Here is a 22,723-nt window from a genome sequence, read left to right as displayed (position 1 = left end):
TGGCATGAACGCGATTCAGGGTCGGGGGATGAACGCTCATCCCCCGGCTTTTCTAAAAATAGGGGAAGACAATTCGTTTCGCACTTACCATCAGCCTCCTATTTCATCCGGAATCCTACAGAAAGGCAGGGATAAGCATGTGGCAGATAAGCAAAAACAAGCCGATGAACAAACGTTCCGCCAAGCCCAAAAACGATCTCTCCACCGCCCAAACGATCCGAAAGGATCTGCGCCGCAACTGGGTCATCTATTTGATGGCGCTCCCGGTCATCGCTTATTACGTCATTTTTCATTACGGTCCGATGTACGGCCTGCAAATCGCTTTTAAGGATTATTCCCCGGCCAGCGGCATTTGGGGCAGCCCTTGGGTCGGGTTCAAGCACTTCGACAGCTTTTTTAACGGCGTGTATTTCTGGAGACTCATCCGAAACACGCTGCTCCTGAACGTGTACGACCTGATTTTCGGGTTCCCGGCCGGCATCATTTTGGCGCTGCTGTTAAACGAAATCCGCAAGATGATGTTCAAGCGGTTCGTCCAGACGATTTCCTATCTGCCCCACTTCATTTCGATCGTCGTGGTGGCAGGGATGATGTTCGACTTTTTGAGCCGCGACGGCTTGATCAATCAACTTCTTGGTTTTATCGGTGTCGAGCCGATCGATTTCCTGAAGGAAGCGGGCTGGTTCCGGTTTATTTTCGTATCCTCCGGCATTTGGCAGGGCGTGGGCTGGGGTTCGATCATCTATTTGGCGGCGATCGCCAACATCGACCCGACGCTGTACGAAGCGGCCAAAATCGACGGCGCGAGCCGGTGGAAGCAGATTTTCCATATTACGATCCCGGGCATCATGCCGACGATCGTCATCATGCTGATTCTGAACATGGGCCATCTGCTTTCGGTCGGCAGCGAAAAGGTGCTGCTTCTTTACAATCCGCTCACCTACGAAACGGCCGATGTCATTTCCACTTACGTGTACCGCAAAGGGGTACTGGAGGCGAGCTACAGCTTCACGACGGCCGTCGGCTTGTTCAACTCGGTCATCAGCTTGATTCTGATCGTTTCGGCAAACGCCGTCAGCAAACGCGTATCCGAAAACAAATTGTGGTAAGGAGGCCAAACGATGGGCGCACAAACAACCGGCGAAAAAATATTCGGGGTCGTCAACACGATCCTGATGCTGCTGCTTTGCTTCGTCACGTTATACCCGTTTTTGTATGTTCTGTTTGCCTCCCTCAGCGAGGCGTCCGCTTTCATCCAACACCGGGGCATGCTGCTGAAGCCGCTTGGGTTCAATCTGGACGCATACAAAGCTGTTTTTGATAACCCGATGATCACGAGCGGCTACAGGAACACGCTATTTTACGTCGCGGCCGGGACGGCGATCAACCTGTTCATGACGGCGCTCGGAGCGTACGTCCTTTCCCGCCGGAACCTGTACTTCAAAAATATGCTCATGTTCGGCATCGTCATCACGATGGTGTTCAGCGGCGGCTTGATTCCGAACTATATTCTGGTCAATAAGCTGGGCATGATGAACACGCCGTGGGCGCTGCTCATTCCCGGAGCGATATCTACGTTTAACCTGATCATTATGAGAACCGCGTTCCAGGGCGTGCCCGTTTCCCTCGAGGAATCCGCCAAAATCGACGGGGCGGGGGAGATGACCATCCTGTTCCGGATCGTAATCCCGTTATCCATGCCGGTTATCGCGGTCATGATTTTATGGTACGCGGTAGGGCATTGGAATTCGTATTTTTCGGCGCTGGTGTATTTGCGCGACCGCACCATGTACCCGCTGCAGCTCGTCCTGCGGGAAATTTTGATCGCAAACTCCACGGATTCGATGTCGACCGGGGTGGCGGCGGACGATAAATACGCCATCGGCGAGACGATCAAATACGCGACGATCATCGTGTCGACGCTGCCGATCATCTGCCTGTACCCGTTCCTGCAGAAGTATTTCGTCAAAGGGGTTTTGATTGGTGCCATTAAAGAATAAAACGGGTGACCGGCCCTTACTGCTTGCATTATAATGTACGTAATCGTTCATTTTTGCGTAAGCTGCATAATGCAAATTAAGGTAGGGGTGATGCTTGTTGAAATGGCTGCTTCGTCCGCTGGGGATATCCAATCTGAGAAGCGTTTGGATGACGATGTTGATCTCGAATCTCGTTCTTTTGCTTATACCCGTTTCAATGGGCGCCTTTCTGTACACCAAGGTCGAAGCCAGCCTCGAAAACGGGGCCAACCGGTCCAATAAGGCGATGCTGGAGCAGCTGAAGCTGTCCCTTGACGGTAAATTGAACGAAGTGGAAAAATTGGCGCAGCAAATCATTTTTGATCCGAAGCTGGAATATTTGCTGAAGCTCAGCGGGGATCCCTCCAGCCCGGACCGCTACAAGTTTATCGAGTTCATGCAAAATACGATGTCCCGCCCCGGGAACATCACGAATTTCATTTTGGATTATTACGTTTATTTCGAAAATAGCGATCTCGTTCTAAAGTCCGGCCTCATGACGGATTCGCGAAAGTTTTACGACATGTATTACAGCTATCAAGGCATATCCTACGAGCAGTGGCGGGAAGAGATGCTGGGAAGCTTCCACACGATGGCATATCTTCCTACCGCGACGCTGCTCCGTCGTGCGGAATACGATCCGACGGAAAGCCTGGACAAAAGTCCGCTGAACGTCGTGACGTTCGCCCAATCCCTTCCCGGACGCGACCGGAAAGACATTAAAGGCAGTTTTGTCGCATTGATCGACGAAAGCCAGATCAAAGAAATGTTCGCGCAGATCGAGTCCGCAAGCGACAGTTCGATCTATGTCGTGGACGGCGACGGCAGGACGATCATGGCGACGGACCGGGAGCCTCTCCCGTCCCAGCTGTTGTCCCGGATCGAAGGCGGCGGGGGGTTGTTTAACCAGACCTTGAACGGGGAACAAAAGATGGTTTCGTATACCGCCTCCAAAAAGGAAGGCTGGAAATACGTCCTGGTTACGCCGAGAAGCGTGTTCATGCAGCAGGTCATTTTGATCAAGCAATGGGCCGTCATCCTGTTCGCCTTGTGCCTGGCCGTCGGCATGTCCGCCGCGTTCATGATTACATACCGCAATTACAGCCCGCTGCGGAGAGCGGTCAATGCGATCCTGCGCGGGAAAAACTGGAGCGGCAAGCCGTCCGTCAACGAATACGATTTTATTTTGCAGACGATCGAGGGTTCCCTGCACGAGGAAAAAAACCTGCGCAGCCTGTTGGCCCGCCAAACTCCCGTGATCCGTTCCAACTACCTGTCGCGCCTCCTTCGCGGACAGATGGACGTGGATACGTCGGAGAAAGGCGGACAGTCGCTGCGGTTTATGGACATCGAATTTGTAAGCGATTACTTTTCGGTCATCGTCGTGCAGCTTGACAGCATCGCCGGATTTAATGCGGAGCAAAGCGAGGAACAATGGGCGCTTGCGCGCTTTATCGTCTCGAATATCGGAACGGATATGATCCCAAGTCCACATAAGTCTTTTGCCGTCGAACTCGACCGCGATCGGGTGGCTTTCCTGAACAACTTCGATACGGGACTGTCCGGGGAAGCGGGACGCGTGATCGCGGAGATGTGCGAGTCCCTCAAAACCGTCATCGAGCAGCGCTTCAAGATGGATATTACCGTGGCCGCAGGGCTTCCCCACTCGGGAGCGAAAAGCATCGGGGAAAGCTATGCGGAGGCGGTGGCGGCCTTCGAATACCGCATCATCCGGGGCGGCGGCACGATCATCTATTTCCAGGACATCAAAAACGTGCATGCCCACTATTATTACCCGATCGACATCGAGGTGCAGCTGATCAACTTCGTCCGCAGCGGAGACACGGAAAACGTCCTAAAGCTGCTGGATACGATCTACGCGATGAATTTCGAATCGGGCAGCATTACGCCGGAGATCGGCCGATGCCTGTTCTTTAACATTACGAGCACGTTCCTGAAAATCATCAACGCGACGGGGACGGATCAGCATGACATTTTGGGGCCGGACATCGATCTGGTCAAGGATATTTTTTCGTACGAAACGGCGGAAGGCATGCATAAGCGGACGAAAAAGCTTTACGAATTGCTGGCCGAGTCGCTCGTCACCGAGCGGACCGACCACAGCTCCCAGCTGCTGCAGGAGATGGAGGCGTTCGTGGAGCGGCATTTTACCGACCCGAACATGGGACTCGGCATGGTGGCCGACCGCTTCGGCATGACGCCGCAATACGTTTCGACCTTTTATAAGAAGCAGAGCGGGAAAAATCTCAGCGACACGATCGTCCGAAAAAGAATCGAGCTTGCCAAGCAGCATATGGGCGACAAGGACCTGACCAATGCCCAAATCGCGCAGATGGTCGGATATACGAGCGACGTCGTTTTTATCCGGGCCTTTAAGAAGCTGGAAGGCGTCACCCCGGGCAAATACCGGGAAAACATGCTTTCGTACGCCGATGACGCGGGGTAACCGAAGCCAACTTTTCAGCGTCTTAAAAAGGCAGCGGACGGAAGCAGGCTTTCTGTTGACTGAAAACGATCCGTTCGTATACAATGAAACAAGTGAATAAAAGGCGATGGAGTTCGCCATAACCGCCTGAAAAGGCTGATGACTCCTACCGGTGATGAACGTGCGCACTGGTAGGAGTCTGTTTATTTTCATGCTCCTGCCCGGCGCGCCAGGAAAAATTATACATATTGTTGAACAAAAGGGGCATAACAGAAATGATGGATAAGATGATGCATGCGAACGGGCGCCGCGGTCCGAAATTTTTGCACGCGGCATTGTTCCGGAGTTTTATCAAATGGATTTGGCTCGGAGGTGCGGTCGGCCTCCTAAGCGGATCGGCTTCGGCCCTTTTCCTGCTGGCGCTCGAATACGCGACGGACACCCGCGAATCGCACCCTTGGCTTTTATATTTGCTGCCTGCCGGCGGCGCTTTGGTCAGCTATTTGTACATGAAAATCGGAAAAAACAGCGCCAAAGGCAACAACCTCATTCTCGAGCAAATCCATGACGGCAACGAAACCATCCCGCTGCGGATGGCGCCGCTTGTGTTGTTCGGCACCGTCGTGACGCATTTGTTCGGCGGCTCGGCCGGCCGGGAAGGAACGGCGGTGCAGATGGGCGGAAGCCTGGCCGAAGCATTTGGCAAGTGGACCCGGGTCGGACCGGTCGACCGGAAAATTCTGCTTATGTGCGGAATCAGCGGCGGATTCGGCTCGGTGTTCGGCACGCCGCTTTCCGGAACGGTCTTCGGCCTGGAAGTGATCGCGATCGGGTTGATCCGGTACGAAGCGCTCATCCCTTGTTTTACGGCCAGCTTCGTCGGCCACCTGGTCACCACCCGTCTATGGGGAGTGGAGCATGTCCAGTACCCGCACATGGTCGCGCCCGAGCTTAGTTTGATCGTACTCCTTAAAGTCGCGGCAGCTTCGCTGCTGTTTGCGCTTGCCAGCATCTGTTTCAGCGAGCTGACGCATGCGCTGAAAAAGCTGTTCGCCAAAGCGTTTTCGAACCCGGCGCTCAAGAGCGCCGCAGGCGGGTTGATCGTCATCGGCCTTGTGTATATTGCCGGTTCCCGCGCCTATTTGGGTCTCAGCATCCCGCTGATTACGGATTCGTTTGGCGGGGACGTGCCTGTTTTTGCGTTTTTGTGGAAATTGATCTTTACGTCGGTGACGCTGGGCGCCGGATTTCAGGGGGGCGAAGTGACGCCGCTGTTTGCGATCGGGGCTACGCTGGGCCATACGCTGGCCGACGTCTTTCAAATGTACGGGCCGTTTTTGGCCGGGTTAGGTTTTATCGCGGTGTTTTGCGGCGCGACTCATACCCCAATCGCCTGCTTTTTGATGGGCATCGAGCTCTTTGGGGCGGACGGGGCGATCTACATGTTTATCGCTTGTCTGATCAGTTATTTGTTTGCAGGATACAGTGGAATTTACACCTCGCAGCGCATCGGAACCGCCAAAAGCCACTGGATTGCCGTGCCGCCGGGAACGACGCTGGCATCGCGGAAAAACCTGCTGTTCCAGGGACGCGAACAAAAAGGCGGAAAAGAGGATATGCCGAACGGTAACGAGAAGGATGACACGGGGGAAGTTCGACGATGATATCTGCTTTCGAAAGGAGCCTTGAATGGTGAAAAAATTAGGGAAGACCGGTTTGGCTTTGCTGCTGGCGGTCATGCTGCTGGCCGGATGCGGCGGGAACCGGGATGAGGTTCAACCGGCCAAACCGGGGGAAGGCACATCGAACCAACAAGCACAGCAAGGGAGCGGCGGCGCTTCGGAAGACTCCGGCGCCTCGAAAGGAAACGGCCAGGACGGCGGGAACGATCAGGGGGGCGTTAATCAAGTCCCGAACGATCCGGCGCTTGAGCTGCTGGGGAAAATGAATACGGACGAAAAGATCGGGCAGCTGGTCCTTGTAGGCATGGACGGCACCGCAGCAAACGATGCAACCCGCGAGCTGATCGAATCCTATCATGTCGGCGGCTTCATTTTTTATAAAAACAACATGGAAAACGCCAAGCAGGCGCTGAAATTGTTTAATGACCTGAAGGCGGCCAACCAATCGAACCCGGTGCCGCTTTGGATGAGCGTCGACGAAGAGGGCGGACGCGTGACGCGCATGCCGAAGGAGTTCGCAAAGGTGCCGACCGCCAAAGCGATCGGATCGAAGAACAGCGAGGCATTGTCCCAAGGGATCGGCGCCGTGCTCGGGCGCGAGTTGTCTGGCTTCGGGCTGAACATGGATTTCGCTCCCGTGCTGGACATAAACAGCAATCCGAATAACCCGGTCATCGGCGACCGCTCATTCGGGAACCAGGCGGACGTGGTCAGCCGGCTCGGCATCGCCACGATGGAGGGCATTCGGAAGGAAGGCGTCGTTCCCGTCGTCAAGCACTTTCCCGGGCATGGGGACACCTCGGTCGACTCCCACATCGGACTGCCTGTCGTGAACCATGATTTGAGCCGCCTCCGGAAGCTGGAGCTCATCCCCTTCAAGGAAGCCGTCGAAAACAAGGCCGATGTGGTCATGATCGCGCATCTGCTCATGCCGAAGCTTGATCCCGATCACCCGGCTTCGTTTTCTAAAAAAGTGATCACGGATCTTTTGCGCAACGAGCTCGGGTTTCAAGGGGTGGTCATCTCCGACGACATGACGATGGGCGCGATCGAAAAAAACTACGAAATCGGCAAAGCGTCGGTAGAGGCGATTTTGGCCGGAGGCAACATCGTTTTGGTCGGGCATGATGTCGAGAAAGAAAAAACAGCGATCCGCGCCCTGAAAAAAGCGGTAGCCGACGGAACGATTCCGGAGGACGTGCTGAACAACCGGGTTTACGCGATTCTCAAACTGAAGCAGGCGTACGGATTGACCGACCGCCCGGCATCCGGCCCGGATGTGCAGAGCATCAACAAGGATTTGACGGCGCTGCTTCAAACATACGGTTTGCGGAAATAATCGCGGACGGATCAAAATCGACGTTAAGTCAAAAAACGGCCGCTGCGGTTTACGTACGCGACTGCCGTTCGCCCGCGGCCGAACGACATAAAAGCCCTGACCGGTGCTGGTTGCACCCGGCAGGGCTTGTTTGCTTCCGCTAAAATGTTCTCGGGACAAGGAATCGCCGCGCCGATCTGCATAACCGTGCCGAACGATATCCTTAAGCCGCCCGATGATACGACGACTTCCCGGGCCTTTTGCGCCCAACGAGCAGCTTCCGAATGTCCAGTTCGCATACGGCCACGCCGGCGAGGACAAGCCCGGCTCCGATGTAGCCCTGCATGGTCAACGTCTCTTTCAGGAAGCAGATCCCGAAAAAGGCGGTGACGACGGGCTCCAGCGCAAATATGAGGCCGGTATGCGTCGGGGACGTATATTTTTGGGCGATCGCTTGCAGGACAAAACCCACCGCGCTGCACAAAATGCCGAGCGCAAGGATCGAAAGCCAGCTAGCGGCGGTGTTCGGAAGTTCGGGCTGCTCGAAAAGAAACGAAAACAAGGCGCCCCAAAGCGCGGCAAATCCCAGCTGCAGAACGCCGACGGTCACCGAATCCGCTTTTTTCCCCGCGCGGCCGGTGACGATGATATGTATTGCAAAAAACAATGCGCCAAGAATGCACAGCGCATCCCCGGATTGGAGTGCGGCATGCGGCTTTAACGTCAGCAGCCCGATGCCCGCCACCGCAACCGCGATGCCGGCGACCAGCCTCTTGTCCGGTTTGATTTTCAGGAACAGCGCCGTCAGCACGGGGACGAATATGACCGTCATGCTCATCAGGAAGCCGGCGTTCGATGTCGATGTATTTCGCAGTCCGAAGATGATGCAGACGAATACGCCAAAAAGGAGCGTTCCGAGCAGCAGCGCGTATTGAACGGCCTTGCGGTCCGCGCGCCGGAGTTTTTTGTGGAACAAAATGCCCGCCGCGATGAAGGCGACGCCGAACCGCAGCGCGATCAAGTTGAACGGAGCCAGCGTATCGAGCCCGATTTTCATGAACGAATAGGAGGTTCCCCAAAAAAACGTCACCAGTAAAATGATCAAATCCGCTTTGTATTGTTTCATGTTCCCATTTCTCTGCCTTTACGTCAAAAATGAAGGTTGGCGGCCGGCACGAATGCCATTACCCGATCGGTTTCCCTTGTGCCTGAATCAGTATAAATGGTATCGTAAAATAAGAAAATTGAATGTTTATCATTCTAAACATGAGGAAAATTCATGTAAAATTTCAGCCTTATTTTGCTGGGAACAGGTGAGTGCGATGAGTCTCGTAAAATACGAAATATTGAAGCAGGTCGTGGATCTGGGAAGCTTGACGAAAGCCGCGGAGGTGCTCGGTTTGACGCAGTCGGGCGTGAGCCACGCGGTCCAGAGCCTCGAGACGGAATTCGGATTTTCTTTGCTGAGCCGGAGCCGGTCCGGGGTGAAGCTGACGGACAACGGGGAGCGGGTGCTGACCTATATCCGGGACATGCTCCGGGTACAGGAGCAGCTGAAGCAGGAGGTGGCCCTGATTAACGGGATCGAAACCGGGACGATCCGAATCGGCACGTTTACGAGCATTTCCGTGCAATGGCTGCCGGGGATCATCAGAAGTTTTTTAAGCCAGCATCCTCATATCGAGCTCAAACTGTTCGAAGGCGATTACCATGAAATCGAGGAGTGGCTGCTGCAAGGGGAAATCGACTTCGGATTCGTTTCGCTGCCGACGATGGACTCCTTCCGCATCATCCCGCTGCGGCAGGATCGGATGCTGTGCGTCATGCCGCCGGACCATCCGCTGGCGAACCAGCCGTTTGTCCGCTACGGCCAAATCGCGAACGAACCGTTTATTATGCCGAAGGAGGGCAGCGATTATGACGTGCGCCGCGTGTTGCGGAAAGGGCGGATCAAGCCGCCCGTCCCGTTTCAGGCCTCGGACGACTATGCCATCATCGCCATGGTGGAGAACGGGCTGGGCATCAGCATTTTGCCGGAAATGATTTTGCAGGGACGAACCAACCGGATCGTCGCGCTCGAGCTGGAGGACCAAAGCTTCCGTTCGCTCGGGATCGCCCTGAACTCGGCCAAAAACACGGCCCCGGCAACGAAAAAGCTGATCCGCTGCGCCAAAGAGTGGCTGACCGGATGGCAGCCGTCGCCCCAGACTGGCATCTTGCGATCGGATGGGTGATGCTTTGAATGCAGCCCGGCGATATGCCGGGCATCGATCCTGTCCGGTTTTGCGATCCCGCCGGGTTGGATTTTTTCCGATCCTTGTATATGATAGGAAGCGTTGACGGATCAGCGTACGCATAAATCCAAAAGCGACGGGAAACGGCTTGAAACGGAGATGAAACGGTGGATCAAGTAAACATTCTCATTATTGAAGACGATGCGAAAATCGCGTCATTATTGAAAACGCATATCCAAAAATACGGCTATACGGCTTTTACGGTCGAAGATTTCGCCAAGGTGATGGACGATTTCCGGGACGTGCGGCCGCACCTGGTCCTGATCGACGTCAACCTGCCGATGTTCGATGGCTTTTATTGGTGCCGCCAAATCCGCACGCTGTCGACGTGCCCGATTTTGTTCATATCAGCCAGGGAAAGCGAAATGGATCAGGTGATGGCGCTTGAAAACGGAGCGGATGACTACATTACGAAGCCGTTCCATTATGAGGTCGTCGTGGCCAAGATCCGCAGCCATTTGCGGAGGGCATACGGCTCTTATTCGGCGAAATCCGAGGAACGGACGGTGGAAGCGTCGGGATTGGTATTATACCCTGAGCGGTTCATGTTAACTTACGAGGGGCAGTCGGTAGAGCTTACGCAAAAGGAATCGGTCCTGGTGGAGGCGCTTATGAATAAAGCGGATCGCGTCGTCAGCCGCGGGCGCCTGCTGGACCTTATGTGGGAAGACCGGCATTTTATCGACGACAATACCCTGAACGTCTATATTACGAGAATCCGCAAAAAGCTGAAGGAGCTTGGGTTTGATGATCCCGTGGAGACGGTTCGCGGGGCAGGATACATGCTGAGACTGGAAGGAAAGCAATGACGATGAAGCTTTTTTTTCGGGAACAGCTGCCCTTAATCCTTTTTTATGCCGGGCAAATGTTGATCGTCGGATTGTGGTATTGGTTGGCGGTTGAAGACCATTCTTGGTCCACCGTGTTTTATGGGGCGCTGCTGAGCTTCGTCGTGCTGGCGCTATATTTGGCTTACCGCTACTACACCCATCGGAAGCTGTACGAACGGCTGGAGTCTCCGCAGCAGTCCATGGACCAATCGCTTACCCGGCTGGGCGAAGCGCCGATGGCCGAGGCGGTGAGCGATATGCTTCGCCATCAATTCCAGCTGTACAAAGACGAGCTCTACGGCACGCAGCAGCGGCTCGATAACCATACCGCGTTCATCAACCGCTGGATTCACCAGATGAAAACGCCCGTTTCCGTCATTCAGCTCACGCTGCAGGATCTGGATCTCGACGATGAAATCGCGGACGGACTGCAGGAGGAAATCGACCGGCTGAAAAAGGGGCTGGAGATGGCATTATACACGGCGAGGCTGGACAAGTTCGAGCAGGACTTCAAGGTGGAGGGCATGCCGCTTGCGGAAGCGGTCGAAAAAGCCGTCGCCGAAAACAGGCAGTGGTTTATTCGGAAAAAGGTTTACCCGGCGATCGAAATCCCGCCTGGCCTTGCCGTGATCAGCGACGCCAAGTGGCTGGCGTTCGTGCTCGGGCAAGTCATCGTCAATGCCGTCAATTATTCGGAAGGCGAAGGCAAGAAGGTTGCGTTTCATGCCTTTAAGCAGGGAGCGCATGCCGTCCTTGAAATTCGCGACGAAGGCATCGGCATCGCCAAAGAGGATTTGGGACGGGTGTTCGATCCCTATTTTACGGGAAATCAAGGCAGGCAATACCATGAATCGACGGGCATGGGACTGTTTCTCGTTCGGGAAGTATGCCGCAAGCTCGATCACAAGGTGGAGTTGGAGTCGGAACCCGGCCAAGGAACGACCGTTAGGTTTACGTTTAAAACCGCATGAGCCATCAGGGCGCTGCATCCGTGCAGCGTTCTTTTTTTTGCCGCCTTCGGCCGGTTCGAACAAAACCTTACAAAGGTTTAAGGTTCGGGTAAGGAGAATCCATGGTTTTGAAGCCGGTCATGCTATAAAGTGAGATACATAGAGAGAAGAGAACCCAGAAGGAGAGATGTTTGTGACCGAAATATTAAAAGTGACGGGACTCAGCAAAGTATATCCGGGCAAAGTAACGACCCGCGCCTTGACGGACGTGAACTTAAGCATCCGAAAAGGGGAGTTCGTCGGCGTGATGGGGCCTTCGGGAAGCGGGAAAACGACGCTGCTGAACATGGTTTCGACGATCGACGCGCCAAGCTCCGGAACCGTGCTGGTTAACGGCAGCAACCCGCATGCCTTAAAGAAAAAGGAGCTGGCTTTGTTCCGCAGGCGGGAGCTCGGATTCGTGTTTCAGGATTTTAACCTGCTGGATACGCTGACCGTGGCGGAGAACATCGTCCTTCCGCTGACGCTGGACAAACAAAGCCTGAAATCGATGGAAGCCCGGCTTGAAGCGATCGCGGACAGGCTTGGCATCAAAGGGATTTTGAATAAAAGGGTGTATGAAATTTCGGGCGGGCAAAGGCAGCGCGCCGCGATCGCCCGCGCCATCATTCCGGAACCCTCGCTTTTGCTGGCGGACGAACCGACGGGGGCGCTGGATTCGAATTCTTCGCAGATCGTCATGCAGACGCTGGAGAAGCTTAACGAAGACGACGGCGTCACGATGATGCTTGTCACGCATGACCCTCAGGCAGCCAGCTACTGCCACCGCGTCGTGTTCATCAAGGACGGAACGATTTCCGGGGAAATTCGCAGGGGCGAAAGCCGGCAAGCCTTTTTCCAGAAAATCATCGACATGCTTTCGTATTTGGGAGGTCAGGCTCATGAGCTTTCCTCAATTCGCGTTTAACAACGTCAAGCGGAATGCGCGCGCGTATTTTGCCTATTTCCTGAGCAGCTGCTTCATGGTCATGGTGTTTTTTACGTATGCGCTGTTCATCTTCCATCCGGATATCGATAAAACCGAGCTTGGCTCCAACGTGCAGATGGTCATGCTCATCATGGAATACGTCATTTATATTTTTGCGTTTCTGTTCGTGCTGTATTCGATCGGCTCCTTTTTGAAAGCCAGGAACAAGGAATTCGGCCTGCTGACCATTTTGGGAGCGACCCAGGGCCAGCTCAGCAAACTCGTTTTCGTCGAGAACATGATTATCGGGGCGTTGTCGATCGTTACCGGGATGTTGGCGGGGCTGCTATTGTCCAAGCTGTTTTTGACGCTTAGCGCCCGCATGATCGGGATCGAGGAGCTTGGGCTTTATTTTCCGGCCAAAGCGATTCTTTTGACGGTCGGCGCGTTTTTGCTGCTGTTTCTGGTCATATCGGCTTTTACGCTGCTGTTTATCAACCAGAGCCGCGTGCTCGAACTGCTGAAGGGCGGGAGCAAACCGAAAAAAGAGCCGAAGGTTTCGGTTTGGATTTCCCTGTTCGGGGTATTGCTGCTCGCTGCCGGGTATGTCACGGTCGACAAAAGCCTGGCCGTCGCGGCGGCAACGGGGATTGCGGGCACGTATTTCTTTTTCACGCAAATTACCGTCCTTGTGTTCCGAATGCTCAAAAAAAGCCGGCGTTTGACCTGGCGGGGCACGAACTTGATCTGGATTTCGGAAATGGCCTATAAAATCAAGGACAACGCGGTCATTTTGTTCATGGTGACCGTCGTTACCGCCATTTGCTGCATGGCCGTGGCATTTGTCATGTCCGTCAATGTCCGCACCCAAAACATGTACCACGAAGATCCTTATCCGTTCCGGTATTATGTCAGCGACCCTGCGCAAGGCGAAAGCGGATTGAAAACCGTCGACCAAAAACTGAAAGAAAAAGGCATCACTTATGAAAAATTCAAAACCGAATCCTATGTTGCGACAGCCTCTGGAAGAAAAGGCACCGTTACCGTCATGTCGGAGGAAGTGTATAAAAGCATTGCTGATGCGCTGGGGCTTGAACAGATCGATGCGCTCGATGGGAAACAAGCCGTCCTGGTGCAGTCCGACAAGGAAGCGCGGAATAACCCGGACTGGTCCGCAGGCTCGTCGATCGAGCTGAAAAATCCGTCTTCCGGGCTGGAAGTCGTCAAGGAAATCCGTACGCAAAAAGAGGTTTCGCCGGTGACCGGCACCAATCTTCTCGTCGTGAGTTCCGCCCTCTATGACGGATTGGTCAAGCAGATCCCGGCCGATCGAAGCTATTGGATCTATACCATTTACATTTATATGGTTCCCGATTGGTCCGGTCAAACGCCGCCGGGCAGAAACGACAAAGAATACAAGGTCGGGCTGGAGGTCGAACAATGGGCCTATGAACGGAACGTAAGCGGAGAATCGGCGAACCTGCTGTCTTCCCGCGGGGGAATGTACGCCCAGCACGAACAGGCGACGGCCATGATGAGCTTCGTCGGCGTTTTTATCGCCTCATTGTTGTCGGTATGTTCGGCCAGCTTCCTGTATTTCAAGCTGCATTCCGAGCTGAGGCAGGACCAGCAAATCTATAACGCCATGTCCAAAATCGGCCTGCAGTCCGGCGAGATGGGCAAATCTTCGACCGTGCAAATTGCGGTGCTGTTTTTCACGCCGATCTTCGTATCGGCGGTCCAAACCTTGGTCGTGCTCAACCGGGTGCGCGAAGGGTTCGATTTGGATGACGTGAACCAGCCCGTGCTGCTGGCTTCGGCAGCTTTCCTGGTCGTGCAAGCCGTATATTTCGTTTTGGTGAGCTCGCGGTACATTCAAAAACTGAAAAGGGTGATGGTGTAAGGAAAGGAGCTTCATGTTCGTGAAAAGAATCGACACGCTGGATTATTTGCGCGGATTCGCGCTTGTCGGCATCATATTCATCAATATTTATCAGATGGTTCCCTACGTCCCGGTTCCGCCGGAATACGGGTTTTGGAGCCGTCTCGACCAAGGGCTGCTGACGTTTGTGAACGATGCGGTGCACGGCCGTTTTTATACGATTTTCAGCTTTTTGTTCGGGCTCGGGTTTTATCTGTTCGTTTCCCGGGCCCGGGCCAGAGGGGAGAAGGCGAACGTGCTGTTCGTGCGCAGGCTGCTGGTTTTGCTCGTGTTCGGCCTTGTGCATCATCAGTTTCAACCGGGCGAAGCTTTGCTGATTTACGCGATTTTAGGATTTTTGCTGCTTCCGCTTTACCGGCTGAAACCGGGCGCCAATTTGTCGATCGGCGTGCTTTTCCTGCTTTCGGCCTGCTGGCTCGGACCGATCGGGATCAGCCTGGGGATGTTCCTGTTCGGGTTGTGGGCAGGGCAAAACAAAATTTTTGAAGACGTGCGGCAGCACAAAAAACGATGGATCGTCGCCATGATCCTCTCCCTTGTCCTGATTCCTCTCGGATTATGGGCGGAATCCCGGATCGTTGATGCAACGGGTTTGGTCGACATCGCGATGGTGGCCGGAGGATTGCCCGAGGACGTGTTTTACGTCACGACGCTGACGCTCCTGCTGGAGCTGCCGTTCATGAAGCTGTGGCTAATGCCGCTGAACCGGCTTGGCCGGATGGCGTTAACCAATTACATCATGCAAACCGTCCTGATTTTGACGATGGATGCGGTGCTGAACCTGAGCGGCCAGGCCTACTATTTGATATTGGCCATGATTGCCATCGAAATTTTGGTCATCCAAGCCATTTTCAGCACGCTGTGGCTCAGCCGTTTTCCCATGGGACCGCTGGAATGGGTGTGGCGGATCGGCACTTACGGGAAAATTCCGCCGCATTATTCCAAGCAAGCTTGATTGAACCCCGGGTGCCAAGGGCCCGGTTCCTGCCATTGAAATTATGCCGCTTCTCCGCTAATCTTAGATCAACTGTCGCCTTTGCATCGTTTTAGGATGCGGGGGACCGAAGAGAATAGCGGAGGATTTGGCATGCGCTTCAGCTTAAAGTGGAAATTAACGGGGTTTTTGGCCGTTTTGCTCGTGTTTGCGATCGGTTTGCTGAGTTTTCTGGTTTTGCAGGGCATCTCCAATAACCAGCGCCGGGAGATGGAACATGCGATGGAACAGCAGGCGGCTGTAGCGGAGGACCGGATCTTGCAAATGTACGTCACGGGAACGCAGGTGGACAAAGAGGCGTTCATGCGTTTGCAGGGGCCGGCTTTGGCGCGCGAGCTTGGCAACGTCAGCGGGATGCGGGTCATATTGTATGACGCCAACGGCAAGGCAAACGGAGATTCGCTGATTATGGCCGAAAAACCGGATGTGCGGCGTACGCTGCCGTTTGCCTTGCAAAATAAAATCGCCTATGAAATTCAAGGGGACGTGCTGGATTATTTGGCGCCGGTCGTCAGCGATCAACAGCAGCTTGGCGTCGTCCATTTTCAAACCTCTGTCGGCAGCCAACAACTTTTTTACCGCAGCATGCTGAGGCTGTTTTTGTTCGCCGGAGCGGCGGTGCTCATCGTTTCGTTTATGTTCGGATGGATCTACATGAACAGGCAGGCCAATGCCATTCACGCGCTGAAAAATGCGACCGAGCGGATCCGGCGCGGGGATTACCTGGCGGAACCGAGCCTCAAGCGCAAAGACGAGCTCGGGGAGCTGAGCGGCGGCATTTTCGAGATGAACCGGGCCATCCAAGCGAACGTGCTGTCCTTGCACGCAGAGCAGGAAAAGCTGATACAGACGCTGGAAACGCTGCGCCAGCTTGAAAAGCGGCAGAAGGATTTTATCCATAACATCAGCCATGAGTTCAAAACGCCGCTGACATCGATCCGCGCGTACGCCGACCTGCTGCATCTGTACCCGGACGATCCCGCATTGATCCAGGATGCCTATGCATCGATCACAAAGGAAACGGGGCGGCTGTACGACCTGGTGGAACGGGTTCTCCGTCTGGCTGCCGCGGAAAAATATGCGTTTGACCATCATCCGGAGGAGGTTGATCTCAAGGAACTGCTGACGGATGTGTGCGCAAGAATGAAGGGTAAAGCCGAACAGTTCGGCATCACGATCCGGCAGCGGCTTGAGCCCGCCGTCATTGTCGGCGACCGCAACAACCTCACGCATATTTTCGTCAATTTGTTGGATAATGCCATTAAATATAACGTCGCCCAAGGGGAGGTGACGGTCTCGAATGCAGCCGGGGAGGAGGACGCGGTGGTGCGCATTCGCGATACCGGAGTCGGCATTCCGGAAGAACAGCGGGATCTGGTCTTCGAACCGTTTTACACCGTAAATCACGACCGTGCGCGAAAATCGGGAGGCAGCGGCCTCGGACTGGCCCTTGTCAAGCAGCTGACGCTGCAAAACGACGGGCGGATCGGGATCGAAACGCCTGCCGACGGTCCAGGGACGGCGTTTATCGTCACGTTTCCGCTGGCCCGAAGGCATTGACCCGGATGTTTCCGGCGGGATTGAAGCAGGCTATAAAAGTTCAAAAACGGATACAAGTTAGAAACATTTGATTATATTTTCGAAACGATTGTTCGGTATACTCGAAACAGATCGAAGCCCGGGCGATCCGGCAGAGAACGGGAAAGGAGGGGGCCGCAATGAAAAAAAACGCCGGGCGGAAGTTCGCCAAGGTCGTTGCGGCCATGGCCGCTTCGCTAGCGATCCTGGCCGGATGCAGCGAAAACGGCGGCGCCCGCGTCACCGTCAAAAACCCTCCGATCCGCGAGGAAACCGGCAAGATCGAGCTCGGGCTAATCGTCCGCCTCGAAGATGCTTACGGCTTCGCGTGGCTGTCGGATACGGAAATCATTGCCTCGCAAAAACCGAAGTGGATGGAAGAACCGCTATATGTCCATTCGCTCGTCAAGGAGAAGGACCCGGACAGGGCTCTGGGGGTTCAAGACGCTTTGACGGTCAATCCTTCGCCGGGGGGCGGCATGTTGTTCGTCAGCAATCAGATGAAAGCCTCGTTCGTTTACGCGGATGGCCTAAAAAAGATTCCGCTGCAAGCTTTAAACGGAAACGAGTCCAGCCTGAACGGCAACGTGCGCGGCGCTTGGCTGGGCGATCGGGCGTACCTGTTCGCGGAGATCGACGGGCTTGCCGTCGCCGGTCTGGACGGTCATGTCGCTTCCGTGATGAAGCTGAAAGACGGCCAGGACGTCATCAAAGTGGAAGCGGTCCCCGACCCGAAAGATCCCAACCGGTTCACGGGGTATTTCATCGACAGGGACAACAACCTTTACAAGCTGCGGATCGTAATCGAAGAGTCACGGTTTCCGAAAGCGGAAGGGGAACCTGAGCTGATTCGGACCCGTGCGGCCGATTTTTCGGTATCGCCGGACGGTTCCCGGCTTGCCGTCGCCGAAGAAACCGGGGACCAGGCCAATACGCTTGAGCTTGTCGGGACAGGTGCAACCGAAAAGCCGACCCGGCTGACGGAAGGACGGCTCATCAGGCAAATCGCCTGGTCGCCGGACGGTTCCAAGCTGGCCTATTCGATGTTCAACCTGGAGCGGGGCGGCTCGGGCCTTTATGTGATGGATGCGAAGACGGGCCATACGACCCTCGTGTCGTTATACCCGAACCTGCAGAGCATCCTGATTTGGAGCCCTGACGGGGATCGGCTGATGGTGAGCCAGGAACATCCCGAGATGAACCTGACGACGGAAAGAACCAAACTGATGACAGAGATATATCGGTTTAAGTGACTAGAGATATGGAAAGGGGCGAAGGGGGTTGAAACGGAAAAGCGTTCACCTGCTGCTGGGGATTTCCTTGATGATCGCCGTCAGCGGCTGCGGCAGTCCCCAAAAGGTTACGGTTCAAACGCCTGCCGGGCAGCATGAACAACAGCAGCCTCCCGCCGGGGAGCCGGCCGAAACGAAAGAAGACGTGCTGGAGCAATTCAAACTGCTGGCATCGCAGGCGAAGGATGCGGAAGAGACGATTCGATTTTTGGACGACAACATGCCGCAAACGACGCCCGAGCAGGCGGACCGGCTCATTTTGGAGCTCGAGCATTTTTATGACCGGTACCTGCCCAGCTTGAACGACAACTTCGATACGATGCTGTCAAAGCCCGAAACGGCGCAAAAAATGAACGAAATCGGTTACCCGATGAACGTAGACAACATCAAAGGCGACGATACGCTCAAGCAGTGGCTTTTGGACCAAATGGCGGGAGGGCTGGCCCTTGGCAATACGGAAGGCATGTTTTACTGGAAGGTCGATTACAAAAAGCTGCAACGATACAGCCGTTATGTCTCCGGTGATATCCGAAGCTACTTGGCGTTGAAAGCAATGGATTCGGAGAAAAACTATATCGAAGACGGGGCGATCGCGGTATCGAGGGAAGAGCTCGGCGACCGGATCCTCAAAGCCGAATATTATTTGGTCGAGCACCCGCAAGGGCTCCGGGCGAAAGAAGTTTTGCAGATGTACAAATCTTATCTGGATACGTATCTGACCGACTTCCGCTATGACGCCATCGATGACCGGACGTTAAAGCTGCTGCCGGACGTGAAAAAAAGCTACCGAACCTTCGTCAGCGACCATCCCGAGTCCAAGACGGCGATTATCGTGGAAAAGTATCTCGACGCCATAAACCGGAACAACGACGTGATTTACGAAAAAGGAACCGGCGGCATGCAGGGACCGCTCAAAAAAGACATCCAGTCCTTTTGGGATTCCATCGATCTGAAAGTCAACAGCTTGTTCGTATCCTGAAACGAAGGCGCGGAAAATAGTCCGCGTCTTTTTGCTTTTGTCTGAAAAGTTGCGGATTCGACACGCGCCCCGAAATATGACTTCATCAGGAAATATATGTATAATCGGATTGGGATCATAAAAAGAATATTCGGATAGGGGAAATCATCGTATGAATGAGGGTTATCAAAAGGGAAACTGGAAAGCGTTCGTCCGATTGGTTCGCGAAACCAAACCTTCCGTTTGGATGCTTTCCGTGGCGGTGTTGCTCAGCGTCATTTCGACTTTGGTCAGCCTCGTGGTTCCGCTGTTTACGAAAGGGCTTGTCGACAGTTTTACGGCCGACAGCATTAAACCGTCCCAAATCGCCATGCTGATCGCCAGCTTCGTCGCTTCCGCCATCTCGGGCGGGATATCGATTTATTTGTTGAACCGCCTTGGACAGGAGGTCGTCGCCAAACTGCGGGAGCGGCTGTGGCAAAAGCTGCTGAAGCTGACGATTCCCTATTACGACAATCACCGCACGGGCGATACGATCAGCCGGATGACCAATGATACGGCCGTGCTCAAAGGGCTGGTGTCCGAGCATGTCACGGGATTTTTTAACGGGGTCATTTCGATGGTCGGGGCGATCGTCATTTTGCTCCTTCTCGATTGGAAAATGACGCTGATCATCCTGGCGGCGATTCCCGTGACCGCGGCCGTGCTCGTTCCGCTTGGACGGGTCATGCTGAATATTTCGCGCCGGCTGCAGGACGAAACGGCCGATTTTACGACGATTCTGAATCAGGTGTTGTCCGAAATCCGACTCGTCAAAGCTTCGAACGCCGAGGAACGGGAAAACGCCATGGGAGCGAAGGCGATTGCGGGCTTGCTGAAACTCGGGATCCGCGAAGGGAAAATCCAGGCTTTCATCGGGCCGATCATTTCGTTCGTCATGATGGGCCTGATGGTGCTCATCATCGGATACGGGGGAATGAGGGTTTCCAGCGGCGCCCTTTCCGCGGGCGACCTGGTGGCGTTTATTTTGTACCTGGTGCAGATCATCATGCCGATGAACCAGATTACGATGTTTTTCACGCAGCTCCAAAAATCGGTCGGTGCGACGGAACGCATCGTCGGCATTCTCGAAGACCGCCAGGAAAACGTCAAGGTTGGCAAGGCGTTGACCGGCCCGGTCCAAACGATTCAGCTGGAGCATGTTTATTTTTCGTACGAAAAAGGCGACACCGTCCTTCATGATATCAGCTTCACGCTGGAGCCGGGGAAGGTGACGGCCGTCGTCGGCCCGAGCGGAGGCGGCAAAACGACGCTGTTTTCGATCATCGAGCGTTTTTATCTCCCGGACAGCGGCACGATTCGCGTCGGCGGGCAGGATGTCAGCGAATTTTCGCTGGAGTCCTGGCGCAAACAGATCGGTTACGTTCCCCAGGAAAGTCCGATCGTCGCGGGGACGATCCGCGATAACATATGTTACGGCATGGACCGGGACGTGAGCGATGAGGAACTTAAACAAGCTGCCCATATGGCTTACGCCGATATTTTTATCGACGAGCTGCCCGAAGGGTACGAAACGGAAGTCGGGGAACGCGGGATCAAACTGTCCGGCGGCCAACGCCAGCGGATTTCCATCGCCCGGGCGCTTTTGCGGAACCCGCAGATTTTGATGCTGGACGAGGCGACGTCAAGCCTGGACAGCCAGTCGGAGGTGTTCGTGCAAAAAGCGCTGCAAAACCTGATGAAAGGACGCACGACGCTGGTCATTGCCCACCGGCTGTCGACGGTCGTGGATGCGGACCAGATCCTTTTTATCGAAAAAGGACGCATTACGGGCAGGGGAACGCATCAGGAACTCGTCGAAAGCCATCCGATGTACAGGGAGTTTGCCAACCAGCAGCTCCGGATCGCGGAAACGGTCCTTCAGGACGAGGTTTGATCATGATTGACTTTTGCCAAGATGGATTTTATAATCGGTCTATACCCCAAAGGGTATGGTTAACGAGCTGAACTATTTCCGCGAAATACGAATCTTTCTGCATAAATCGGGCCACCACAGGGACGGCGCTCGGTTTATTTTGACGATGAACATCTACGGTAAAAGGAGGAACATGTATCGATGCTGTGGGTATTGTTCGCTGTTCTTGCCGCAGCGTTTGGCTTATGGGCCGTAAGAGAGCTGCGGCCGGTGAACGGATTGACCTTCATCAGTCCCGAAGAACTGCAGGCGCAACGAGAGAACCGGCAGGACCTGCAAATGCTTGACGTGAGAGACGCGGCCGATTATATCAAGCACCATGTTCCCGGATCGATCAACATTTCCATCGGAAGATTGCCTTACGTTCACCATTCGCAATTAACGTCCGATGAACCGGTGCTGATTTTGGCGGAGAACAGCCGCCAGATCAAAAAAGCGGCGCGCATGCTAAAGCGGTACGGCTTTTTGCGGATCTATGCGCCGAGCAACGATCAAGCCGTTTGGAACTGCGGCGTTTGCTGCCGCTCGTAAGGCCGATGCAGATGACCTGGCGTCTCCGCCGGGTTTTTTCTTTGACGTGCCGGACAAGTCGATGCCTTCTGCACGCCCGGTGTTATTTTCCATACGGGAAGGAGCATTCCATTGCAAGTTGTCATGATCGGCCCCTTCATGCTGAAATTTTCGCTGCTCATGCTGGCAGCCTCTGCCGTTTTAGGCTATTTGGCGCCTTTTCTGCTTGCCAGACGCGTGGATCCTGCCGTTCGCAAGCCCGTGATGGACGATCTTACGACGGCCCTTCTGATCGGCATCCTGGTCTGGAAGTTCAGCGTCATCGTGTTTGATATCCAAAGCGTCATTCGTTCGCCGTTGTCTCTCCTGTATTACACGGGCGGGACGGAAGGGATGGCGTTGGCCGCGGTGGTCGCCTTCCTCATTCCGGCGTACAAATGCCTGAAATACCGCAGGCCATGGGCGGTTTATGCCAATACCGCATTGGCTTGGCTAGCCGCAGGAGACGGGATATGGAACTTGCTTCGCGTCTTTTCCGGCCGCGGCGGAGCGGCAGACATCGTTTCGGCGGCCGTTGCCGCCGCCATCGTCGCCTACCAGTTCCGGCAGCGGGAGCGGTTGTTCAGCGGGTATCATTTCATCGTTTCGGTCCTGTGGCTGGCGATCGGCATGTTTGCCGCTTCGCTGCTTGGCGCCGCCCCGGATGAAGCTTTTTGGCTGGGTTTTACCGGTTGGCAGCTGTCGCTGATGTTCATCATGGTCCTTTCCCTCGTCGTTAAAATCATGTTCGACTTCAAAAGGAAAACGAATCGCACCTAAACCCGAATATAATTCTATATTTCTGCATGAGCCGCGTATGAACGCGGCTTTTTTGGTTCATGCTAGCTATTTTAGGTTCGATTTCATTGACATCGTCCCGGCGAAGTGAATATAATGTGCTTAACAAGTTTAATACATGAACATATGCTC

General features: G+C 54.5%; 18 protein-coding genes and 1 riboswitch. Of the genes, 17 read left to right on the top strand and 1 reads right to left on the bottom strand.

Annotated elements, in window-relative coordinates; genetic code table 11:
• The first annotated feature begins 164 nt into the window (after positions 1-164).
• From MKY58_RS14675 to nagZ, 5 genes are all read left to right on the top strand, one after another.
• A complete protein-coding gene (locus MKY58_RS14675; protein WP_339325158.1) occupies positions 165-1,109 on the top strand; it encodes a sugar ABC transporter permease in 945 nt (314 codons plus the stop codon).
• Positions 1,110-1,121: 12 nt separating this feature from the next.
• Positions 1,122-2,000: a carbohydrate ABC transporter permease gene (locus MKY58_RS14670; RefSeq protein ID WP_339320933.1), complete on the top strand. Its 879-nt coding sequence runs from the start codon at positions 1,122-1,124 to the stop codon at positions 1,998-2,000.
• A gap of 97 nt (positions 2,001-2,097) precedes the next feature.
• Complete coding sequence (locus MKY58_RS14665; protein ID WP_339320932.1) at positions 2,098-4,485, top strand: helix-turn-helix domain-containing protein; 2,388 nt, start codon at positions 2,098-2,100, stop codon at positions 4,483-4,485.
• A 93-nt stretch (positions 4,486-4,578) separates the two neighbouring features.
• A riboswitch (Fluoride riboswitch) is annotated at positions 4,579-4,640 on the top strand.
• Between the two features lie 114 nt (positions 4,641-4,754).
• Complete coding sequence (locus MKY58_RS14660) at positions 4,755-6,128, top strand: voltage-gated chloride channel family protein (RefSeq protein WP_339325157.1); 1,374 nt, start codon at positions 4,755-4,757, stop codon at positions 6,126-6,128.
• 25 nt (positions 6,129-6,153) lie between these two features.
• The gene (nagZ, locus tag MKY58_RS14655; protein ID WP_339320931.1) at positions 6,154-7,485 is read left to right on the top strand and encodes a beta-N-acetylhexosaminidase; all 1,332 of its coding nucleotides are present in this window, start codon (positions 6,154-6,156) and stop codon (positions 7,483-7,485) included.
• A gap of 202 nt (positions 7,486-7,687) precedes the next feature.
• Here the strand turns inward: nagZ and MKY58_RS14650 are convergent, their stop codons facing one another.
• Positions 7,688-8,590, bottom strand: a complete 903-nt coding sequence (locus MKY58_RS14650) for a DMT family transporter (protein WP_339320930.1) — start codon at positions 8,588-8,590, stop codon at positions 7,688-7,690.
• 196 nt (positions 8,591-8,786) lie between these two features.
• Between MKY58_RS14650 and MKY58_RS14645 the strand changes: the two genes are divergently transcribed.
• The 12 genes from MKY58_RS14645 to MKY58_RS14590 all read left to right on the top strand — a co-directional run bounded on the left by MKY58_RS14645 (position 8,787) and on the right by MKY58_RS14590 (position 22,573).
• Positions 8,787-9,698 (top strand): LysR family transcriptional regulator, encoded by a 912-nt coding sequence (locus MKY58_RS14645; protein ID WP_339320929.1) that lies wholly within the window; start codon positions 8,787-8,789, stop codon positions 9,696-9,698.
• 167 nt (positions 9,699-9,865) lie between these two features.
• Complete coding sequence (locus MKY58_RS14640; protein WP_339320928.1) at positions 9,866-10,567, top strand: response regulator transcription factor; 702 nt, start codon at positions 9,866-9,868, stop codon at positions 10,565-10,567.
• 2 nt (positions 10,568-10,569) lie between these two features.
• Positions 10,570-11,559 carry a sensor histidine kinase gene (locus MKY58_RS14635; protein WP_339320927.1) on the top strand — a complete coding sequence of 330 codons (990 nt, stop codon included), beginning with the start codon at positions 10,570-10,572 and terminating at the stop codon, positions 11,557-11,559.
• A 172-nt stretch (positions 11,560-11,731) separates the two neighbouring features.
• On the top strand, positions 11,732-12,505 hold the full coding sequence (locus MKY58_RS14630) for an ABC transporter ATP-binding protein (protein ID WP_339320926.1): 774 nt from the start codon (positions 11,732-11,734) through the stop codon (positions 12,503-12,505).
• The gene (locus MKY58_RS14625) at positions 12,480-14,408 is read left to right on the top strand and encodes an ABC transporter permease (RefSeq protein ID WP_339320925.1); all 1,929 of its coding nucleotides are present in this window, start codon (positions 12,480-12,482) and stop codon (positions 14,406-14,408) included. The genes MKY58_RS14630 and MKY58_RS14625 overlap by 26 nt, the downstream gene beginning before the upstream one ends.
• Positions 14,409-14,427: 19 nt before the next feature.
• The gene (locus tag MKY58_RS14620) at positions 14,428-15,402 is read left to right on the top strand and encodes a DUF418 domain-containing protein (protein WP_339320924.1); all 975 of its coding nucleotides are present in this window, start codon (positions 14,428-14,430) and stop codon (positions 15,400-15,402) included.
• Between the two features lie 132 nt (positions 15,403-15,534).
• Positions 15,535-17,001 carry a HAMP domain-containing sensor histidine kinase gene (locus MKY58_RS14615; protein WP_339320923.1) on the top strand — a complete coding sequence of 489 codons (1,467 nt, stop codon included), beginning with the start codon at positions 15,535-15,537 and terminating at the stop codon, positions 16,999-17,001.
• Between the two features lie 158 nt (positions 17,002-17,159).
• Positions 17,160-18,272 carry a hypothetical protein gene (locus tag MKY58_RS14610; RefSeq protein WP_339320922.1) on the top strand — a complete coding sequence of 371 codons (1,113 nt, stop codon included), beginning with the start codon at positions 17,160-17,162 and terminating at the stop codon, positions 18,270-18,272.
• Between the two features lie 28 nt (positions 18,273-18,300).
• Positions 18,301-19,290 (top strand): hypothetical protein, encoded by a 990-nt coding sequence (locus MKY58_RS14605; RefSeq protein WP_339320921.1) that lies wholly within the window; start codon positions 18,301-18,303, stop codon positions 19,288-19,290.
• A gap of 151 nt (positions 19,291-19,441) precedes the next feature.
• Positions 19,442-21,205 carry an ABC transporter ATP-binding protein gene (locus MKY58_RS14600; RefSeq protein WP_339320920.1) on the top strand — a complete coding sequence of 588 codons (1,764 nt, stop codon included), beginning with the start codon at positions 19,442-19,444 and terminating at the stop codon, positions 21,203-21,205.
• Positions 21,206-21,385: 180 nt separating this feature from the next.
• Positions 21,386-21,775: a rhodanese-like domain-containing protein gene (locus tag MKY58_RS14595; protein ID WP_339320919.1), complete on the top strand. Its 390-nt coding sequence runs from the start codon at positions 21,386-21,388 to the stop codon at positions 21,773-21,775.
• Between the two features lie 111 nt (positions 21,776-21,886).
• Positions 21,887-22,573 (top strand): hypothetical protein, encoded by a 687-nt coding sequence (locus MKY58_RS14590; RefSeq protein WP_339320918.1) that lies wholly within the window; start codon positions 21,887-21,889, stop codon positions 22,571-22,573.
• Positions 22,574-22,723 lie beyond the last annotated feature (150 nt).

Origin of the sequence: Paenibacillus sp. FSL W8-0194, from assembly GCF_037969745.1 — a bacterium.
Lineage (GTDB): Bacteria > Bacillota > Bacilli > Paenibacillales > Paenibacillaceae > Paenibacillus_AQ > Paenibacillus_AQ cookii.
This window is presented reverse-complemented; position numbering and strand designations above follow the sequence as displayed.

Coding starts and splice junctions, on each gene's coding strand:
- MKY58_RS14645 (WP_339320929.1), top strand. CDS start 8,787: ATGAGTCTCGTAAAATACGAAATATTGAAGCAGGTCGTGGATCTGGGA.
- MKY58_RS14595 (WP_339320919.1), top strand. CDS start 21,386: ATGCTGTGGGTATTGTTCGCTGTTCTTGCCGCAGCGTTTGGCTTATGG.
- MKY58_RS14660 (WP_339325157.1), top strand. CDS start 4,755: ATGCATGCGAACGGGCGCCGCGGTCCGAAATTTTTGCACGCGGCATTG.
- MKY58_RS14650 (WP_339320930.1), bottom strand. CDS start 8,590: ATGAAACAATACAAAGCGGATTTGATCATTTTACTGGTGACGTTTTTT.
- MKY58_RS14625 (WP_339320925.1), top strand. CDS start 12,480: ATGAGCTTTCCTCAATTCGCGTTTAACAACGTCAAGCGGAATGCGCGC.
- nagZ (WP_339320931.1), top strand. CDS start 6,154: ATGGTGAAAAAATTAGGGAAGACCGGTTTGGCTTTGCTGCTGGCGGTC.
- MKY58_RS14610 (WP_339320922.1), top strand. CDS start 17,160: ATGAAAAAAAACGCCGGGCGGAAGTTCGCCAAGGTCGTTGCGGCCATG.
- MKY58_RS14675 (WP_339325158.1), top strand. CDS start 165: ATGAACAAACGTTCCGCCAAGCCCAAAAACGATCTCTCCACCGCCCAA.
- MKY58_RS14600 (WP_339320920.1), top strand. CDS start 19,442: ATGAATGAGGGTTATCAAAAGGGAAACTGGAAAGCGTTCGTCCGATTG.
- MKY58_RS14670 (WP_339320933.1), top strand. CDS start 1,122: ATGGGCGCACAAACAACCGGCGAAAAAATATTCGGGGTCGTCAACACG.
- MKY58_RS14635 (WP_339320927.1), top strand. CDS start 10,570: ATGAAGCTTTTTTTTCGGGAACAGCTGCCCTTAATCCTTTTTTATGCC.
- MKY58_RS14615 (WP_339320923.1), top strand. CDS start 15,535: ATGCGCTTCAGCTTAAAGTGGAAATTAACGGGGTTTTTGGCCGTTTTG.